Here is an 18412-nt window from a genome sequence, read left to right on the forward strand (position 1 = left end):
GACGAAAATAGAAAGTGTCACTCTTCTGTCACGTAGCCCTCGCAAAATGAACTTAACTTTCCCACTCATGAGCATCTTATGCGCATAATTGGTCATCGTGGTGCACGTGGCGAAGCCCCTGAAAATACCTTGGGCGGTTTTCAATATATTCAGGAGATCGGCATTCGCGCCGTTGAGTTTGATGTCCGTCAGCTCAAAGATAATGCCTTAATCATCATGCATGATGACGACTTTGTGCGTACCACCGGTTTGCAAAAGCATCTATACGAGTGTAACCGTCAAGATCTTACCCAATATAATCACGCAGTGGCCTGGTCAGAATGGAATAAAATCGAAGCGACCCCATTGCTCGATCAAACCTTGAATGTCATTCGAAATTTTGAGCATATTGAAGTCGAAATTAAAAGCGTAGCATCTGAAGAAGCAGCTGAAAAAATCGCGTTTGAAGTCGAAAAGCAGTTACAAGGCTATGAGCAGGCAGCCATTATTACCAGCTTTGATGCCAAAATTCTGGATGCCTTTAAACAGCAAAACTCACGTTTAAAACGCGGTTTATTGATTGAAACCGATGTCAAACATCAAGCCATTGATCAGGCGCTGGAACTTGGATGCTGTCATATTGGCTGGATGGATGAACTGGCCAGTAAAGACCTGATTCAAGCCACGCAGGCTGCCGAGTTGAATATCAGTGTCTGGACGGTCAATGATGTCACCCGTGCCAAACAGCTGCGAGACTGGGGCATTCAGGGGGTGATTACCGATTATCCAAAATTGATGCTACAACAACTCTAAATAATCTCTCTTAGCCTTGATTGATCTAGGTATTTCTTGATCCAGTTCATTTCGAAAATGTAATAATGAAAGTGTGAATCTTCCTTAATCAGATTTTATTTGAAAGTGAAATTAAGTTGCCCAACCTCTATATTCTGCAAATTTCCTGATAATATTGTAGAAATTATGAACAACTATTTTCCTCTGATTCATTCGGTTTCCATTTTCTGAAAGAGTGATAATCCTCAGTCACTTAGTCGGAAATCAGAACCCGTCTACGCTCGCAAAATGGTCACTTCTGCCCTACTTATTCTGTTACCGACAAGTACAATACAACCGTACAATAATGCTAGTGATGCCTTAGGGCACATGCTAATATGGACAAGATAGGCTGCTGTTAAAACCAACAGTAGTTTCTGCTTTTTGTTATACCTTCCGAGGTTCTAGGAGTGCTGTTGGAGATGAATGCTCCCTTACCCAAAGCCCCCATCAACTGGATTGCTGTGTTTGCATTGGTATTTTTACCGATCGTAGCCCTGATTGCGATTCCGTTGTATGCGTATCACCATGATTTTAGCGCTGCCGCTTGGATCAGTATGTTTGTTTTACTGGGCGTAAGCAGCCTCGGCATTACAGCAGGATACCATCGCCTGTGGGCACATCGTGCTTATGAAGCCACTTTACCATTAAAAATCATCTTGATGATTATGGGTACATTTGCTGTACAGAATAGTATTTTATTCTGGGCATCTGGTCACCGTACCCATCACCGTCATGTCGATGATGTTGATCAAGACCCGTACTCGATCAATAAAGGCTTCTGGTATGCACATATTGGCTGGATGTTACGTGATTATCCATCTGGTGCTGCCAACTATAAAAATGCGCCAGATCTATTAAAAGATAAAGTGGTGATGTTTCAGGACAAATACTACGTTCCTTTAGTGATTACTGTTCATGCTGCGATTTTATTGCCAATTGGCTGGGCAGTCGGCGATGTCTGGGGCGTGTTGCTGTTGGGTGGATTAATGCGTTTAATCCTGAGCCATCATGTGACCTTCTTCATTAACTCACTTTGCCACATGTGGGGAAATCGTCCTTATACCGATGAAAATACTGCACGTGACAACTTCGTACTCGCGGTTGCAACTTGGGGTGAGGGTTATCATAACTATCACCACATTTTCCAATACGATTACCGTAACGGCGTAAAATGGTGGCAATACGATCCAACTAAATGGTTGATCTGGACTTGTTCTAAACTTGGTTTAGCTAAAAACTTGCGCCGCATTCCTAGCTTTAATATCAAAAAAGCGGAATTGGCAATGAAGTTTAAATATGCTGAACAGGATCTTGCGGTATATGGCCATGATGTTTCTGAAGATATCTCGGCGGTGAAAACCAAGATCGCACAGGAATATGATGCATTTACCCAAACTTTAAATGACTGGGCGAAGCTGAAAGAACAGGAAATTCAGGTCAAGAAAGCATCGATGGCTGAAAAAATCCATCAGATGGATGACAAGCTGAAAGTTGAATTCCAGCTGGTTGAACAGCGTCTTTCTCATCATCGTCAAACCTTGAATCTACTGGTTCGTAATTTGAAAAAATCTGCAGTTTCTCAATAAAAGCTGTTGAACACTAAAGCCCCGATTGGGGCTTTTTTTATGTCCGAAAGATAACGTGAACTCTCGCTTATACAACAGTTTTATACAGCTATCTTTGTTATAGTAAATTTATTCCAATCCTGTACTGATGCCATGTATTTTAACTCTCGCTATCAAACACTGCCCGCCCGCCTCTATCACCATCAAGTTCCGCTGCCGTTAAAAGGTGCGAAAGCCGGACATTTTAATGCAGCTTTAGCAGAGCAATTACAATGGTCGGATGAAGACAAGGCGCAATGGGTCGAGATTTGTAGTGGTCAGAAAGTTTTTACTGAATTTGAACCCTTGGCTATGGTCTATGCAGGTCATCAGTTTGGACAATGGGCAGGACAGTTGGGAGATGGTCGCGGGTTGTTGATTGCGCAAATTCTGGATAAAAATAATCAGACCATTGACCTGCATTTAAAAGGTGCTGGTGCAACCCCTTATTCACGCATGGGCGATGGTCGTGCAGTACTGCGTTCAGTCATTCGTGAGTATCTGGCAGGTCATGCCTTAAATGCTTTAGGTGTAGCATCCAGTAATGCAGTTGGTTTTACTTCATCAATCCAAGGTATTCAGCGTGAGAAGCTAGAGCCGGGCGCGATGATGTTGCGTACTTCAGAGTGTCATATCCGTTTCGGCCATTTTGAATGGATCAATCAGTATCAGCCAGATCTACTAGCTGAATTTACCCAGAAATGTATCGAATGGCATTATCCAGAATGCCTGCAAGCCGAACAGCCGATTCTGAGCTTTGCCACAAAAGTTATTCAGCGCACTGCGGTGATGATTGCCAAATGGCAACTGGTTGGTTTTGCACATGGCGTGATGAATACTGACAACCTGAATATTACCGGTTCAACTTTGGACTTTGGTCCTTATGGCTTTATGGAGCGCTTCCGTCCGAACTGGATCAATAACCACTCGGATTATCAAGGGCGTTATACCTATCAGCAGCAGCCAAGTATCGGACACTGGAATTTGTGGCAATGGTTAAACAATCTGGTGCCGCTCTGCCCTACAGATTCTGACAAAGAACAGTGGAAACAGGATTTAGCAGCGTGTCTGGAGCACTATGAGCCAACATTTTTAGAGCATTATAAACATGGTTTAAACCAGAAAATGGGCTTGCCAAGTTTCCATAAAGACAGTTTTGACTGCGCAATGGCCTTTCTGCGCATTTTACAGAGTGAACAACTGGACTACACCCAAAGTTTTATCCGTCTGCAAAATAAAGACTATGAAGCCCTTAAAGATGATTGTCTGGATCGTCGTCAGTTTGAAGCATTTTTGACGCAATATGAAAGCATTCGAGAACAACAGGATATTGAAGAGTTAGACGCCGCCATGCACTTGATCAATCCACATTATATTATACGTAATCATATGGCACAGAAAGCTATTGAACTGGCAGAGCGGGATGATTTTTCTGAAGTAGGTCGTCTGTCTAAATTACTCAGTCAGCCTTATCTAAAACAGCCAGATTTGGAACAGCCTGAAGATTTAGCACCATTACCAAGTGATGTGCCTGAAGTCATGGTGAGTTGTTCGTCTTAATTTATTCACATCCAAAATAAAAACTGTGGATAATTTAAGCATTATCCACAGTTTTATGATGAGCTATCCATAACTTATGACCCTACACATTGTTGCTTCATCGACTGCATTAAAACTGCCGGAAGTCACTGTCACTCAGCCTTTTGGTGAAGGTTGTGATGTATTTAAAGTCATGGATAAAGTCTTTATGCTGACTTTTCATTTGCAAGGAAAAGCTGCGATTAATTTAAAAGTCGAGCCTGAGCATGGTGCAATGCTGCGGGATATTTATCCTTATATTCATACGGGCTGGCATATGAATAAACAGCATTGGATTTCAGTTTACGAGGATGAAGATCTGGATGAATCTTTGATTAAAGATTTGGTGCTGAATTCTTATAAGCTGGTGGTGGCAAAATTGAAGAAAGTAGATCAGCAAAGAATTAAATTATTTAGGAGCATTTAAGCTGTACTAGAAGAAGCTGATCATATATTTTTAAACTAAGGCTAGAATTTTAAATTAAATAACTATGAAAACTCGCAAAGTATTAGCTTCGCCTATAAAAACTGATCGTCTAAATTTACGTAAATTTCAGACTGGGGATGAAAATTCTCTCTTTACTGAATATTTCGGAGACTGGGAAGCGAGCAAATACCTCCAGAGAATGCCACATAAAAATATATGTCAGACAAAAAACATGTTGGAAAATTGGTGTGGGGTCAACTGGGAAGACCCAGATAAAAATTTTGCCTGGATTGTCAGCGACAAGAAAACCGATTTGGCTCTGGGAATTGTATTGTTTTTTAATAAAGAGAATTGTGGGGAAATCCACTTTGGGCTAGGAAAAAAATTTCAAGGACAAGGGTTCATGCAAGAGTCACTAAAAGCTGTACTTACTTATTTAAAAGATAATAGCACTCTTGAAAGAATTGAGACTTTTTGTGATGCAGAACATACCAGATCAAAAAACGTCCTGATTAAATCAGGTTTCACCCAAACAGGCATTTTAAAAAATTGGGCAAGATTTCCTTTAATCTGTGAGGATACTAGAGACTGCATTCATTATTATATTGAAATAAATTAAAATATTGATAGCCAACAGTTTTTCGCCCTCGATCAGAATAAATTCTTAACCATCCAAACCATAGGTTTCAGAACCCTCTAAAATGATCCAGGAGGCATTATACAAGTGTACTGTTCTTTTCATAAAATCAAAAAAAATAATGCTTTATAAAGAAAGCGAATAAGTTCTCACCTATTCGCTTCTCTTAAACATTAAAAACTTAATCAGTCTTCAGGATATTCAAAACGGTAACCGACCCCATACACCGCCTGAATCCACTCATGACGGTTGCCGGTTTCAGCCGCATCTGAAATCTTACGGCGCAAATTCTTGATATGACTGTCAATGACACGGTCAGCCACATCAAAACTGTCCGGATTAATATGATCCAGCAATTGCGCACGTGAATAGACCTGTCCGACATGTTCCAGGAATAACTCCAGCAAACGGAATTCAGTTGGTGTCAGGTTCAAAGCTTTTTGCTGGTACCAGATGCGCTGTTGTGATTTGTCCATGCGGAATAAATCATTGCTTTCCGGTTCTGATTTACGATCCAGACGACGTAACACAGCCTGTACACGCGCGACCAGTTCTTTCGGACTAAATGGTTTACAGAGATAATCATCTGCACCCATATTCAGACCCAATACCCGGTCAATTTCTTCAGTACGTGCAGTCACCATAATAATCGGTAAATCCGACTGTTCACGTACTTTACGGCAAATGGTCAGGCCGTCCATACGCGGCACCATCAAGTCCAGAATCATCAGACTCGGTTTACGCTGGGTAAAACTGTTATATGCTTCCTGCCCATCATGAAACATACTGACCTCAAAACCAGCAGCTTCCAGATAGTCTCGCACCAACTGTGCAAGTTCGATTTCATCTTCAACCAGCATGACATGTTTCATCAATCTATTCCCTTCATGGTTTCATTTGTTTAGGAAAGCTCAGCTTGCATCGTAAACCACCCAGTGGTGAATGTGCAAAGCTTAAGCTGCCGCCCAGCGCCTGCGTAATTTTACATGATAATGCCAAACCCAGTCCGGTTCCGCCAGTCGCCCGGGTACGCGAATCATCGACACGGTAGAAACGCTCACCAATACGCGTCAGTTGTTCATCAGTCAGACCAAACGGACTATCATCGACATATAAGGTCCATTCTTTATCATCCTGTGTGGTATGAATATGCACCTGCCCGCCTGCTTCAGTATAGCGAATACTGTTACTCAGCAAGTTCGCCACAATCTGTTTAAAACGATCCAGATCCAGATTTAATTCAGTCCCTTCGCCATCTGCAGTGACCGTCAATTCAGCCTGTTCAAAGTTCGGCTGGAAGTTGATAAGTTCCTGCTGTACCACTTCCCAAGGATTGACCGTCGAGAAATAGAATTGCAATTGCTGGGCATCGACCTGTGCCAATGCTGCCAGATCTTGGGTCAGTTTTTTCAGGCTATTCACCTGAGCCAACATGGAAGCAAAATGTTCAGGCGTTGGTTTACGGATTCCGTCCTGCATCGCTTCAATCTGTGCTTGCAACACTGCCAATGGGGTTTTTAACTCATGCGAAGTATCTGCCACCCACTGACGGCGTGAGGTTTCATGCTGATCCAGAATCACCGCCAATGCATTTAATTCATTGGATAAATCACCTAATTCATCATTCCGGTTCACTTTAACCTGATATTGATAATTTCCCTGAGTCAAGGCACGCGTACCATTGAGCAAACGTTGAATCGGTTTTTTGAAATAAGTCGCCAATAACAGGGAAGCTATCAGACTCGCCAAAACACTGAGTGCATAAACCAGAAATAAATAACGCTTTTGGTTACTGAAGAAATTAATACTGAGCGCATCATCCTGATCAAGAACCGGTTTTAAGCCCAAATAGCCGACAATCTGATTATTCACCATAATTGGGCGATAAGAGAGCTGCTCATCCGAAGCCTCACCAACCACAAAACGACGCTTGGCATCATACAGAGAAAGACGTGAACTGAGACCAAGACGATCCGGCATCTGGATAAACTGTTTCTTGCCGGTCGGCTGCTGTGCTGGCTGTTCCCCATTCTTGCGATCAGCCCTAAACAGATTCTGATTGGAGCTGAGCGGGAATTTCAAGCCTTCAAAGGGCTGAAACTGTGAAGGCAAATTAGATGCCAGCACACGTAATTCTTCTTCATTGACCTGACGTTGTGGCAGCGCCGGATCTACCATACTGGGTGCGACCTGAGCCAGAGTCTGTTCCTGAAAATAACGCTGCTGCAAGGCAATATCATACTGACGGCGTAACCACCAGCGTGACAAACGGTCATAATCATCCGGTGCGGCTTCACCTTCCATCTGGAGGATCTGTGCCTGAATCGCATTGCCCCAGTCCTGATAGACTGCATAGACATCTGCCAGATTTTCAATCACATAATCCAGCTTCTGCATTTCGACATCAGCGACATAACGGGCGAAATTACGCTGCATATTCAGATGCAATACCCCCAGACTTACCGTGGTAATGACCAGCGTGGTCAACAGCACGGTCAAAAATAGACGTAATGCAATGGGAATGCGGCGAATGTTCAAAATAGAAATCTCAATTTTTCTTCTATATTCATTATTGTAGCGAACACCGCAGCAAAAAACTCTTCATTGTTTCTTCATCTTTATTGTTTAATCTTTATCTGACATAGAATCAGCTTCTTGACGGGGATAAATACAATGCAAACCATGACAAAAATAGCTTTAATCAGTGCAAGTGTTTTATCAATGGGTGCGTTGACTGCCTGTCAATCCACCAGCAATGTCCCAAACAACGATCATCCCCACATGATGAAACATCATGAAGGCAAAAAACAGCATCTAACTCCCGAACAGCGTGAACAGTTTAAGGCGAAGCGTGCAGAACGCATGCAGTTTGCCAAACAGCTTCAACAAGCTTGTGATAATAAAGCCGTGGGTTCAGCCATTCAAATCAAGACTGGTGACAAGACCATAGACGGCACCTGTAAGATGGTCTTTAAAGCAGATCATAAAGAGATGAAAAGCCATCGCGACATGAAAGCTGAGCATCGTCCAATGCGTGCCGATATGCGTAGAGGCATGATGCACGGTGAAGTCTTGACGGATGCCAAACGTGCAGAATTGACTAAACAGTTTGATCAGCGCCTCGCTCAACGTCAGGCACATCAACAAGCCATGCTGCAAGCCTGTCAAGGCAAAAAAGACGGAACAGCTGCACAGATCAAGATGGGCGAACAAACCATCAATGGTAAATGTCATGTTCGTTTCCAGCCCACAGCCTCTGCCTATTAATGCATAGAAATCAAGGCTTCACGACTAGCACCTTCGGGTGCTTTTTTATTGTGTGCTCTTTCATGCATACAGTTGACTATTCGTTTCCTGCAGAATATGGCTAAAGTCTTTATACTCAAGACCTTTAATGCGTCATGCAGATTAATCTTTGACTTTACAGTCACCAAGAAAACACCCCGAAAAGCTTGTACCGCAGGGGAAGTTGTTGCACGATTAGATCATTCCAAACCGTGTCAGTGAAGACAGGTTTTAGTTCATCTAAGATTATAACGCTGGTTCAACCAGTATTGAGGAAACCGATATGCCACAATACAAAGCGCCTTTACGTGATATGCAATTTGTGTTGCATGAATTATTAAATGCTGAACAACACTATGCAAATCTCCCTGCATTCCAAGAAAACGTAAGCCGTGAGCTGGTAGATCAGTACTTAGAAGCTGCGGCCGACTTCTGTGAAAACGAATTGTCTCCGATCAACCAGACCGGTGACCGTGAAGGCTGTACCTGGAATGACGGCGTTGTTACGACTCCGACTGGCTTTAAAGAAGCGTACCAAAAATACATCGAGCTTGGCTTCCCTTCTCTTTCTGCTGAAGAACAATACGGCGGTCAAGGCTTACCGAACTCTTTAGGTATCGCGATTTCTGAAATGGTGGGTACTGCGAACTGGGCATGGGGCATGTACCCTGGCCTGTCTCACGGTGCGGTTCGTACTTTAGAACATCATGGCTCAGCTGAACAAAAAGACGCTTACCTGCCTAAACTGGTTTCAGGTGAATGGACGGGTACCATGTGCTTAACTGAATCTCATGCGGGTTCTGACTTGGGTATTATCCGTACTAAAGCTGAACCACAAGCGGACGGTAGCTACGCAATCTCTGGCGAGAAGATCTTTATCTCTGCTGGTGAACACGACATGGCAGAGAACATTATCCATATCGTACTTGCTCGTCTGCCAGGTGCACCGAAAGGTACCAAAGGTATCTCATTATTCATCGTGCCAAAATTCAACCTGAATGCTGACGGTTCTATTGGCGAGCGTAACGGCGTACGTTGTGGTTCGATCGAACACAAGATGGGTATCCACGGTAACGCGACTTGTGTCATCAACTTTGACAATGCTAAAGGCTTCCTGATTGGACCTGAAAACCGCGGCTTGAACTGCATGTTCACGTTCATGAACACAGCACGTATCGGTACAGCAGTTCAAGGTCTTGCAGCATCTGAAGGTTCATTCCAAGGCGCGCTTGCATACGCAAAAGATCGTCTGGCAATGCGCTCTCTTTCTGGTCCTAAAGCACCTGAAAAAGAAGCAGATCCAATCATTGTGCATCCTGCGGTACGTAACATGCTTTTAACTCAAAAAGCATATGCAGAAGGTGGTCGTGCACTGGTTTACCTGTTAGCACAATATGCTGACGTGGTTGAACATGCTGCAGAAGAAGCAGACCGTAAATTTGCAGACAACATCCTGTCATTGCTAACACCAATCGCAAAAGCATTCCTGACTGAAACCGGTTCTGAAGCTGCGAAACACGGTGTTCAGGTATTCGGTGGTCATGGCTTTATTTCTGAGCACGGTATGGAGCAGATCGTACGTGATACACGTATTGCTTGCCTGTACGAAGGTACCACTGAAATTCAGGCACTAGACTTGTTAGGCCGTAAAGTATTGGGTACGCAAGGTGCAATGTTGAAAGACTTCACCAAGATCATCCATAAATTTGCTGAAGCGCACAAAGACAATGCTGCAATGAAAGAATTCGTTGAACCATTGGCTGCCTTGAACAAAGAATGGGGCGATCTGACCATGCAGATTGGTATGCGCGCGATGCAAAACCCTGAAGAAGTGGGTGCGGCTGCAGTCGATTACCTCTACTTCTCTGGTTATGTCACTCTAGCTTACCTATGGGCACGTATGGCATTGGTTGCTCAGGAGCAACTGGCTGCGGGCACCACTGAGGTTGATTTCTACAATGCCAAAGTGACGACAGCACGCTTCTACTTCAAGAAAATCCTGCCACGCGTTCGTTCACACGTTGAAGTGATTGCGACAGGTGTAGAGCCATTGATGAACCTGGATGCGGAACACTTTGCATTCTAAGTTAGTCTCAGACTAGCTACATTTCAGAAAAAGGACGGTCAATCAACAGGCAGTCCTTTTTCTTTATAAAGAGTTACAGAATTAACCTTTAGTCGTCTAACATTCAGATTTTGAGTGTTTTAGACTGATTAAAACTCATTTAATCAAACAATAAACAGGTGACACACCATGCCAATTTATAACGCGCCACTTGCCGATATGAAATTCATCCTGAACGATGTCTTCAATGCAGAACAATTCTGGCAGGCCAATGAAAATCTAGCGCATCTGGATGCTGCGACAGCAGAAGCGATTCTTGAAGAAATGGCAAAATTTTCTCAAAACGTCATGCTTCCTCTGAACCGTACCGGCGATGAAGAAGGCGCAAAAATTGAAAATGGTAATGTGACCACACCTGCTGGCTTTAAAGAAGCGTTCAAACAATATGCAGAAGGTGGCTGGATTGGTCTGGGCGCAGATATGGAATGGGGCGGCCAGGAAATGCCGAAAATGCTAACGGTACTTTCTGATGAAATGCTGTTTGCCACCAACCCGTCTTTCATGCTGTATCCATTGCTTTCTGTTGGTGCGGGCATGGCGCTGAACAGCTATGCTTCACAAGCACAAAAAGAAACCTATTTACCTAAAATTTATTCGGGTGAGTGGTCAGGCACCATGTGCTTAACCGAACCACATGCCGGTACTGATCTGGGTATTATCAAAACCAAAGCTGAACGTAACGAAGACGGCACTTATAGCATCAGCGGCACCAAGATTTTCATCACGGGTGGTGATCATGACCTGGCGGAAAATATTATTCACCTCGTTCTAGCGAAAACCCCAGATGCCCCTGCTGGCTCTCGTGGTATTTCCCTGTTCATCGTACCAAAATTCTTGGTCAATGAAGATGGTTCTATCGGCGAGCGTAATCCGGTCGGCCCAGGTTCAATCGAACACAAGATGGGGATCAAGGCATCTGCGACTTGTGTCATGAACTTTGACGGTGCCAAAGGTTACCTCGTTGGTAAAGAAAACGAAGGTCTCGCTGCGATGTTCGTGATGATGAACTACGAACGTCTGTCGATGGGTATTCAAGGCCTAGGTGCTTCTGAATTCGCTTATCAAAACGCTGCGCAATATGCCACAGACCGTTTACAGGGTCGTAGTGCGGCTGGCGTTCAGTCACCAAGCAAACCTGCGGATAGCATTCTGGTGCATGGTGATGTACGCCGTATGCTGCTGAATGTACGTGCCAATAACGAAGCTTCGCGTGCCTTTGCAGTTTATGTAGGTCAGCAACTGGATATCACCAAATTCTCTACTGATCCTGAAGCGGTGAAAAAAGCCAATGACCGCGTTGCGCTATTAACACCAATCGCGAAAGCGTATTTAACGGATACCGCATTCCAGGCGACCCTAGATGCACAAATGGTCTTCGGTGGTCATGGCTATATCCGTGAATGGGGCTTGGAGCAATGTATCCGTGACCTACGTATTTCCCAGATCTATGAAGGCACCAACGGTGTACAGTCACAAGACTTGATCGGCCGCAAAACCATTAAATGTGGCGGCGAATATATCTCTGAATATATCTCTGAAATCCGTGACTTTGCCAATAGTCTGGATGCGGATCTAAACTTTATTAAAGATGCCACACTGGATGCAGCAACTGAAGTTGAATCGGTGACTCAGTACATTCTGGAAGCAGCACGAGAAAGCCATGACTTCCCGAATGCAACCGCAGTTGACTATCTGCACGCTGTAGGTCTGTTGAGCTTCTCTTATATGTTCGCGCGCATTACCAATGCAGCGAAAAATAAAGACGGTGAGTTCTATCAAAATAAAATCGCTCTGGCACGTTACTTTGTACAACGCATTCTGCCTGAACTGGCATTACGCATTACTAAAGTGAAATCAGGTTCTGACGTCATCATGAACTTCTCTGAAGATTATTTCACGACTCAAGCTTAAGCTAAAAATCTGCAATAAAAACGCCTGCATCAGCAGGCGTTTTTTATGAAAATGCAACAATTAAACTTTTTGAATTAGCAAGGTATCCGTCTGATTATTGCTTTTCGGATTCGAATGTTTATTCACAATTTTGATATTCCCCTCTGACTCTAAAGACTCGCAGAGCTCCACCACCTTTTGCATATCTTCAGCCTTAATGCCTACGCCGAGGATTAATTTTTTTCCGGCTTCTAATTGGCTAATTTTTGTTTGAATTTTATCTAACACTTTTTTCTCCTATTTATTCAATGTTACCACCCATACAATATAGCAATTTAGTCTAAAAAAAGCGCAAAAGTTCAAATAATTTAATCTTTATTTTTCATTCAATCATTCTGTGCATGATCTTTGCACGTTATTCTGCAACTATCTTTATTTCACATGAAAAATCAGGAGGATAATATGTCTAAATCACGTCCGAAAATTGAAAAATTTGAAGCTCTCCTCGACCGTCTTGGCAATCTTGCTGTAGAAAGCTTTCATTATATTGCGCTGTTTATTATTGGCTGTATGGTGATCTGGTCCGCTGGCCATACCGTCATTGACATTCTGACCGTGAAACAGTTCGCCACCATTGACGACATTCTTCTGTTGTTTATTTATCTGGAACTTGGTGCCATGGTCGGCATCTATTTCAAAACCAACCATATGCCAGTACGTTTCCTGATTTATATTGCCATTACTGCACTGACCCGTTTGCTGATTGCAGATATTCAACACACGCATAAAGCCAGCATGGATCTGGTGATTATTACCGGTTCGATTCTGATTCTGGCCTTTGCGATATTAGTGGTGCGCTATGCCTCATGGACTTATCCATCCGTGATTCGTGACAAACATAGTGAAAAGCCATTACCCCTTGGCAAAACACCGCGTCCAGAAGATGATGAATTGGCATAGTCTTTTAAGCCCTCTTTTTTTGCACTTCAGCTTAAAGTAATACTTAAGCCTCGTTTAGGGTTTTGGGAGATTTATCTCAAGCAATCTCTCCCTTGCGTAGGTGCTACTCATCTCCTCACAGGAGAGGGAACTATTTTGGTCTTTTTGAGTTATTGACGTTTATAACTGAATTATCCGTTCAGAGTTTAGAGCAGTTTAACGATTCGGCACCAGCACATAGCGTCCGTTTTCATAAATCCAGTAGCTGCCACGCGGTCGTGCTGGTAACCCTAAACGCTGCCAATCGGTAATTACCGTATATCTCGAACTTTCAATCCGGGCAACATTCGGATCACCATTGACCCAGCTATAACTATTCGAATTTTGATAAATAGTGGTCGGTGCCTGATACTGAATGTTTAATCCACTTTGACTCTGTGCAGGTGGATAGCCCCAATATGGTGGTCGTTGCGGGTAATGTGGTCTTGGTGGCAGCGGACGTTGCGGATAATGCTGCCGTGGTGGATCATAAGATCGTGGAGCGCTGCGATAATTCGGTGTGGATCGATCTACACCACCATAACCCACCCAAGCATTGCCAGCCATACTTTGTGCAGAAGCTCCTAATAGCAATGCAGCCAATATTGCACTCGATAGTACGATTCTCATTTGAGCTTCCTCCGAATAATCTGCTTATATTTTAAACAAAATAGATGCAGAAAATATGGATAAGCTCGCTGGAGCTGCAATTTTTTGTAATGCGCTCGCCTATTTTCAATCTGACAGGCACGTCGGCAAGCTACTGCTTTATGCTAAAATTACTTTTTTTAATGTTTCGAGTTGAATACTGTGTCTGATTTAAATTTCGATCGTTTACATGAATATTTTTCTAAAGTGCCGAGTGTTCAGAAAGAACGGATTGATAGCTATGGTTCAGATGGCAAACAGGCATGGTGGTTTAAGTTTCAGATCAATGTCGATCATCCGCTGGCTTGGCAAACTGTGCAAGAGCTGGGACATGTCCTGAATTATATTTCTAAAAATGAACGTCTTCCGACTCAGTTCCTGCCAGTATCTCCACCACCGTATATGAATGGTATCGCCAGAGATTTCTTGTCTTGGGTGATCCAGTGTAATCACGCAGATTTCCCACCCGATGTAGTTTGTGACTGGTTAGAAGCGCGTTTACCAAATCCGGTGGATGATGAGGCGCAATGGAAAATTAAAACCGATATTTCTGAGCTGGATCAATTAACGGATAAAGAGCTGGATCAGCTGGTTCCGCCGAATCCAGAATCAAAAAGCTGATAATAAAAAATCTCCCTAACTCCCTCTTTTTCAAAGAGGGACTTTCCTCCCTTTTTAAAAAGGGAGGTCAGGAGGGATTTAAAATTAAAACGTCGACCAGCCACTCCATTCCATAAAACGGTATAGCCAGTATTTAAAGAACGAATCTTCTGCATATTGCGTATAGTCCACACTCATAGAACGACCATTCAGATTTGACCATGCACCGTCAAAATATTGCTGGGCATCCTTGAACACTTCGGCCTGAGGCTGCCCCAGCACGCGCATATTGGTTTCCAGATTATAGTTTTTCAGATTCCGTACGGTAAAATTAGCCGAGCCTAAAATCATTTCAGCTTGCTGGGCATTGCGCTTCATTAGGATCTTGCTATGACATTGCTCACCCTGAGTACGGCACCAGCGCACATCAATACCTGCTTTATGCAGTTCCCAAGCCACTTGCCGGTTTGGAATTCCGTTTTTCTCACGGCCAAAAGCATCTTTATTTGGATCGAGTAAAACCCGGACTTTGACACCACGCTCATGTGCCGCGATCAGGCTTTTAATAATTTTGCGCTCAGACAGATAAAACATCGCCAGATCAATCTGCTCATTGGCTTTGGCGGTCTGAATCAGATTCAGAATCGCATCATAAATAGCTTTTTCAGTTAGCACCTGAACTTGTGGCTGGCTGCTGTCTGCCTGAAAATCCCCGGCGACAATGGCTGGCATATTCGCTTGTGACATCCTGCCTACAGACAGTTCTGTTTTCAGAATATCCACAGCTGTGCTCCCCCAGACCAATAAGCCAATATTGGAATGCCGCGAACTGCCATCATGCGGGTTCATGGACGTGACCAGTGCTTTCCAGCCTTGATCAGTATCCACCACCATGGTTTTGCGATGATTGGCTTTAAAGTTAAATAAATCAAAATAACTGCGCAGAGTAATTTTTTCTGGGCCAAATGGGTTTGGCAACCAGCCTGTTTCCGGATTATTGCCAATGCCCTGGCAACAGATATACCAGAAGCCGGACCAGCTTGGATTGGAAGCGCGCAACGGCGTCAGATTGGTTTCAATCACATCAATACCGTGCTGACGTAATTTCCGATACTGCTCAGATCTAATCCCGCCATAAACTGAATTAATCGGATCGGTAATAAACTTGATTTCCACCTCAGGCTGCAGCAGGCGCTTACTGATTAAAGCATCACTCAGCTGTTGACTCAGTGCCTGATGCTGCTGCGTAGATGCACCGGTTTGCTGATTAAATAAAAACATGTCCAGCACAATCAGTGATTTGGCCTCTTCAATCATTTTCAGCATTTCATTAAAAATGCGATGATCTAAATGCTGTTTTCCTTCTGCATCCAGATAAGTCTGATCGGCCAGAAATTTGACTTCGGCATGACGCAGTTTGCCTGTGTAATTCAGACCTTCCGGCAAAGGCTTATACGTGTGGTAGATCGCCGAAGCCAGATAACCCACGGCCAGCATACTAATGATCAAAGCCACATAACGGCGATTCGACCAGTTTAATTTATTGTGAATTTGTTGAAAGATACGCATAAGAAAAAACCTAACCCAATATACTCAGGCTAGGTTTTATCTTATGATTTTTCAAGTAGATTTCGGTGAGATCTAGATGATTTGGTCGATTATTTCAGTAGACCTGTTAGAAATCATACTGCACGCCAACAGTAAAGTTGCGACCCACCTGCGGAATATTCGACAGGAAGGAAGTATGTGAATACACCTGATCATTAAGCAGGTTATTGGCCTTGAAATAAACCCGATAAGCATTGTTATCTGCAAGGCTATTGGCATAGCTTAAGCCAACATTCACCATATTGTAGCCCTGGGTTTCATCTTCATAGCTGGCGATCTTGTCCTGATTAAAGACATGATAATATTCAGCCAGACCTGACCAACCATCGGCAAAGTCTGCTTCAACTTTTGTTCCTAAACGACCTGCAGGTACACGTGGTGCATTCTCAGCTTCAATCTTGCCACGCACATAGTCCCCAAAGACGCTGAGCTTATACATATCATTGATCTGATAACCGGCTTGTGCTTCTGTACCATAGAATCTGGCTTTGTCCTGGGTATATTGCACGCCACGTAAATTACCTTTCTGCGCTACCGTTTCGCCATAGATATAATCATCAAACCAGTTGTGATAGACATGCACATGGTAATCCAGTTTATCCCCTTCATAATGCAGACCTAACTCGAGATTATTTGAAGTTTCTTTATCGAGATCAGGATTACCGAGTTCATAGGTATTGGTCGCAAAATGCAAGCCATCAGCATAGAGTTCTTGAGCTAAAGGCAAACGCTGCTGATGTGATCCCACTACAGACAGTTTGTAACTCGGTGCAAATTCCCAGTTGGCAGCAGCGGATGCAGAGACACCAGTCCCCGAATAATCTTTCTGTTCTGAATCTACTTTCACTTTTTGATGATCGACACGCGCACCAAGTTCAACATGCACATCGCCAAGTTGTTTATGTTCCAAAGCAAATAAGCTGTATTTTTGAGTTCTTGTGTCCGGCATTACCACACCTGAACCATGAACATGATGTTCTTCATCATCTTCATCGCCATCTTCATGATGGTCATGCTCTGAAGCGGCAAGATTAATTTTTTGCTGTGAAATCTGGGTTCCAATTACACCTTCCCAGCCTGCAACTGGCACATGCACCAATTCTAAACGACCGTCATAACCTTTGCTTTTAAAGTTACTGATGACTTCATTTTCTTCTAGTTCATCATGTTCATAATCGGTAAAGCTGGCATGCGCACGTAACTTTTCAAAACCGGCAAAAGGCTGTTCAAGTTCGGTACGGACATCATAACGCTCAGACTTTAAATCTACCCAAGGACCCACGGTTTCTTCATGATCGTGCTCATCTTCACCCGGTTTTGGACAGTGAAAATGATCGCCATGAATTTCACAGCCATGATATTCATGACTATGACCTGGCAAACCATACTGATCCTGACGGTTACTATAAGACAAACCAACAAAACCACGATCATGAATCCATGATCCGCCAATATTTACTGTTTGTCCTTCTGCAAAGGTATTGTCGACACGGCGTTCTTTATGAAAGTGGGAGTGATCTCCATGCGGCTCTTCGACCACATAATCCGGCGCAATATAATCATTGGCTTTACGCTTTGAGCCTTCTACACGCAAAGCAAAGTTTTCACCAATACCCGCTGTTACACCAGCACTTGCCAGTTTTTCATCACTGCCACTGTTATAACGCAGGCCGACTGTACCTTCCAAACCATCTTCAGGCATTTGAGTTGGGATTTTTTGATCAGTGACATTCACCAACCCACCAACTGTACCGGCACCATAAAGCAAGGTCGATGGACCGCGAATCACTTCGACCTGTTTCGCCAGAATCGGATCAACGGTGACAGCATGGTCAGGAGACAAAGTGGATACATCCGCTGTTTCAGACGCATGCTGCAACACTTTCACACGTGGACCATCTTGACCCCGAATCACCGGACGGCTTGAGCCTGAACCATATTGATTAGAATAAACACCAAGCTCATCTGCCAAGGCATCACCAATGGTGGTGGCGCGTTCAGACAGTGCTTTCTGATCCACGACCTGATCTGCAACCGCGAAATCCGCCGCAGTCTGCACCAATGGATGAGCTTGCACCTGAATAGTGTCCATGGTCTGAACCGGGATAGAAGATGAGGATCGCTCTGCAAATACTGTAGGTGCAACTACAGCAAAAATTGACAATGTTATTAGATTCTTAGGAAAGGACATGACCGAAGCTCAAATTCAGTAATCTGGG

16 protein-coding genes are annotated in these 18412 nt (G+C 43.7%); 10 read left to right on the forward strand and 6 right to left on the reverse strand.

The annotated features are described in order from the left end of the window. Positions 1–78: 78 nt before the first annotated feature. From G4D73_RS06710 to G4D73_RS06730, 5 genes are all read left to right on the forward strand, one after another. Complete coding sequence (locus G4D73_RS06710) at positions 79–792, forward strand: glycerophosphodiester phosphodiesterase (RefSeq protein ID WP_213687658.1); 714 nt, start codon at positions 79–81, stop codon at positions 790–792. A 440-nt stretch (positions 793–1232) separates the two neighbouring features. Continuing rightward, positions 1233–2399, forward strand: a complete 1167-nt coding sequence (locus tag G4D73_RS06715; RefSeq protein WP_005267436.1) for an acyl-CoA desaturase — start codon at positions 1233–1235, stop codon at positions 2397–2399. Between the two features lie 132 nt (positions 2400–2531). Continuing rightward, positions 2532–3977, forward strand: a complete 1446-nt coding sequence (locus G4D73_RS06720; RefSeq protein WP_213687659.1) for a protein adenylyltransferase SelO — start codon at positions 2532–2534, stop codon at positions 3975–3977. Positions 3978–4053: 76 nt separating this feature from the next. Next, a complete protein-coding gene (locus G4D73_RS06725; protein ID WP_213687660.1) occupies positions 4054–4422 on the forward strand; it encodes an MmcQ/YjbR family DNA-binding protein in 369 nt (122 codons plus the stop codon). A gap of 64 nt (positions 4423–4486) precedes the next feature. Beyond that, positions 4487–5041 carry a GNAT family N-acetyltransferase gene (locus tag G4D73_RS06730; protein WP_213687661.1) on the forward strand — a complete coding sequence of 185 codons (555 nt, stop codon included), beginning with the start codon at positions 4487–4489 and terminating at the stop codon, positions 5039–5041. Positions 5042–5244: 203 nt separating this feature from the next. Here G4D73_RS06730 and G4D73_RS06735 read toward each other — a convergent pair whose 3' ends face one another. Together G4D73_RS06735 and baeS are read right to left on the reverse strand one after the other, a co-directional pair. Further along, the gene (locus G4D73_RS06735) at positions 5245–5931 is read right to left on the reverse strand and encodes a response regulator (RefSeq protein WP_004278304.1); all 687 of its coding nucleotides are present in this window, start codon (positions 5929–5931) and stop codon (positions 5245–5247) included. Between the two features lie 13 nt (positions 5932–5944). Further along, on the reverse strand, positions 5945–7597 hold the full coding sequence (baeS, locus tag G4D73_RS06740) for a sensor histidine kinase efflux regulator BaeS (RefSeq protein WP_213687662.1): 1653 nt from the start codon (positions 7595–7597) through the stop codon (positions 5945–5947). Positions 7598–7732: 135 nt separating this feature from the next. Here baeS and G4D73_RS06745 point away from each other — a divergent pair, with 135 nt between their 5' ends. The 3 genes from G4D73_RS06745 (at position 7733) to G4D73_RS06755 (ending at position 12380) form a co-directional block, all read left to right on the forward strand. After that, entirely contained in the window at positions 7733–8326 is a 594-nt protein-coding gene (locus G4D73_RS06745; RefSeq protein WP_213687663.1) for a hypothetical protein, read from the forward strand. A 301-nt stretch (positions 8327–8627) separates the two neighbouring features. Next, complete coding sequence (locus G4D73_RS06750; protein ID WP_004278309.1) at positions 8628–10430, forward strand: acyl-CoA dehydrogenase C-terminal domain-containing protein; 1803 nt, start codon at positions 8628–8630, stop codon at positions 10428–10430. A 168-nt stretch (positions 10431–10598) separates the two neighbouring features. Then, the gene (locus G4D73_RS06755; protein WP_005103290.1) at positions 10599–12380 is read left to right on the forward strand and encodes an acyl-CoA dehydrogenase C-terminal domain-containing protein; all 1782 of its coding nucleotides are present in this window, start codon (positions 10599–10601) and stop codon (positions 12378–12380) included. A 60-nt stretch (positions 12381–12440) separates the two neighbouring features. Here the strand turns inward: G4D73_RS06755 and G4D73_RS06760 are convergent, their stop codons facing one another. Further along, positions 12441–12647: a hypothetical protein gene (locus G4D73_RS06760; RefSeq protein WP_005261855.1), complete on the reverse strand. Its 207-nt coding sequence runs from the start codon at positions 12645–12647 to the stop codon at positions 12441–12443. Between the two features lie 174 nt (positions 12648–12821). Between G4D73_RS06760 and G4D73_RS06765 the strand changes: the two genes are divergently transcribed. Next, positions 12822–13319 carry a phosphate-starvation-inducible protein PsiE gene (locus tag G4D73_RS06765; RefSeq protein ID WP_004647497.1) on the forward strand — a complete coding sequence of 166 codons (498 nt, stop codon included), beginning with the start codon at positions 12822–12824 and terminating at the stop codon, positions 13317–13319. A gap of 195 nt (positions 13320–13514) precedes the next feature. Here G4D73_RS06765 and G4D73_RS06770 read toward each other — a convergent pair whose 3' ends face one another. After that, entirely contained in the window at positions 13515–13967 is a 453-nt protein-coding gene (locus tag G4D73_RS06770) for an RcnB family protein (protein ID WP_213687664.1), read from the reverse strand. Between the two features lie 180 nt (positions 13968–14147). Between G4D73_RS06770 and G4D73_RS06775 the strand changes: the two genes are divergently transcribed. Beyond that, entirely contained in the window at positions 14148–14606 is a 459-nt protein-coding gene (locus tag G4D73_RS06775; RefSeq protein WP_213687665.1) for a hypothetical protein, read from the forward strand. Positions 14607–14690: 84 nt separating this feature from the next. Here G4D73_RS06775 and G4D73_RS06780 read toward each other — a convergent pair whose 3' ends face one another. Both G4D73_RS06780 and znuD read right to left on the reverse strand, forming a co-directional pair. After that, positions 14691–16154 carry a phospholipase D family protein gene (locus G4D73_RS06780; protein WP_213687666.1) on the reverse strand — a complete coding sequence of 488 codons (1464 nt, stop codon included), beginning with the start codon at positions 16152–16154 and terminating at the stop codon, positions 14691–14693. A 106-nt stretch (positions 16155–16260) separates the two neighbouring features. Further along, positions 16261–18384, reverse strand: a complete 2124-nt coding sequence (gene znuD, locus G4D73_RS06785; RefSeq protein ID WP_213687667.1) for a zinc piracy TonB-dependent receptor ZnuD — start codon at positions 18382–18384, stop codon at positions 16261–16263. Positions 18385–18412 lie beyond the last annotated feature (28 nt).

The organism is Acinetobacter sp. WY4 (genome assembly GCF_018438165.1).
Taxonomy (GTDB): Bacteria; Pseudomonadota; Gammaproteobacteria; order Pseudomonadales; family Moraxellaceae; genus Acinetobacter.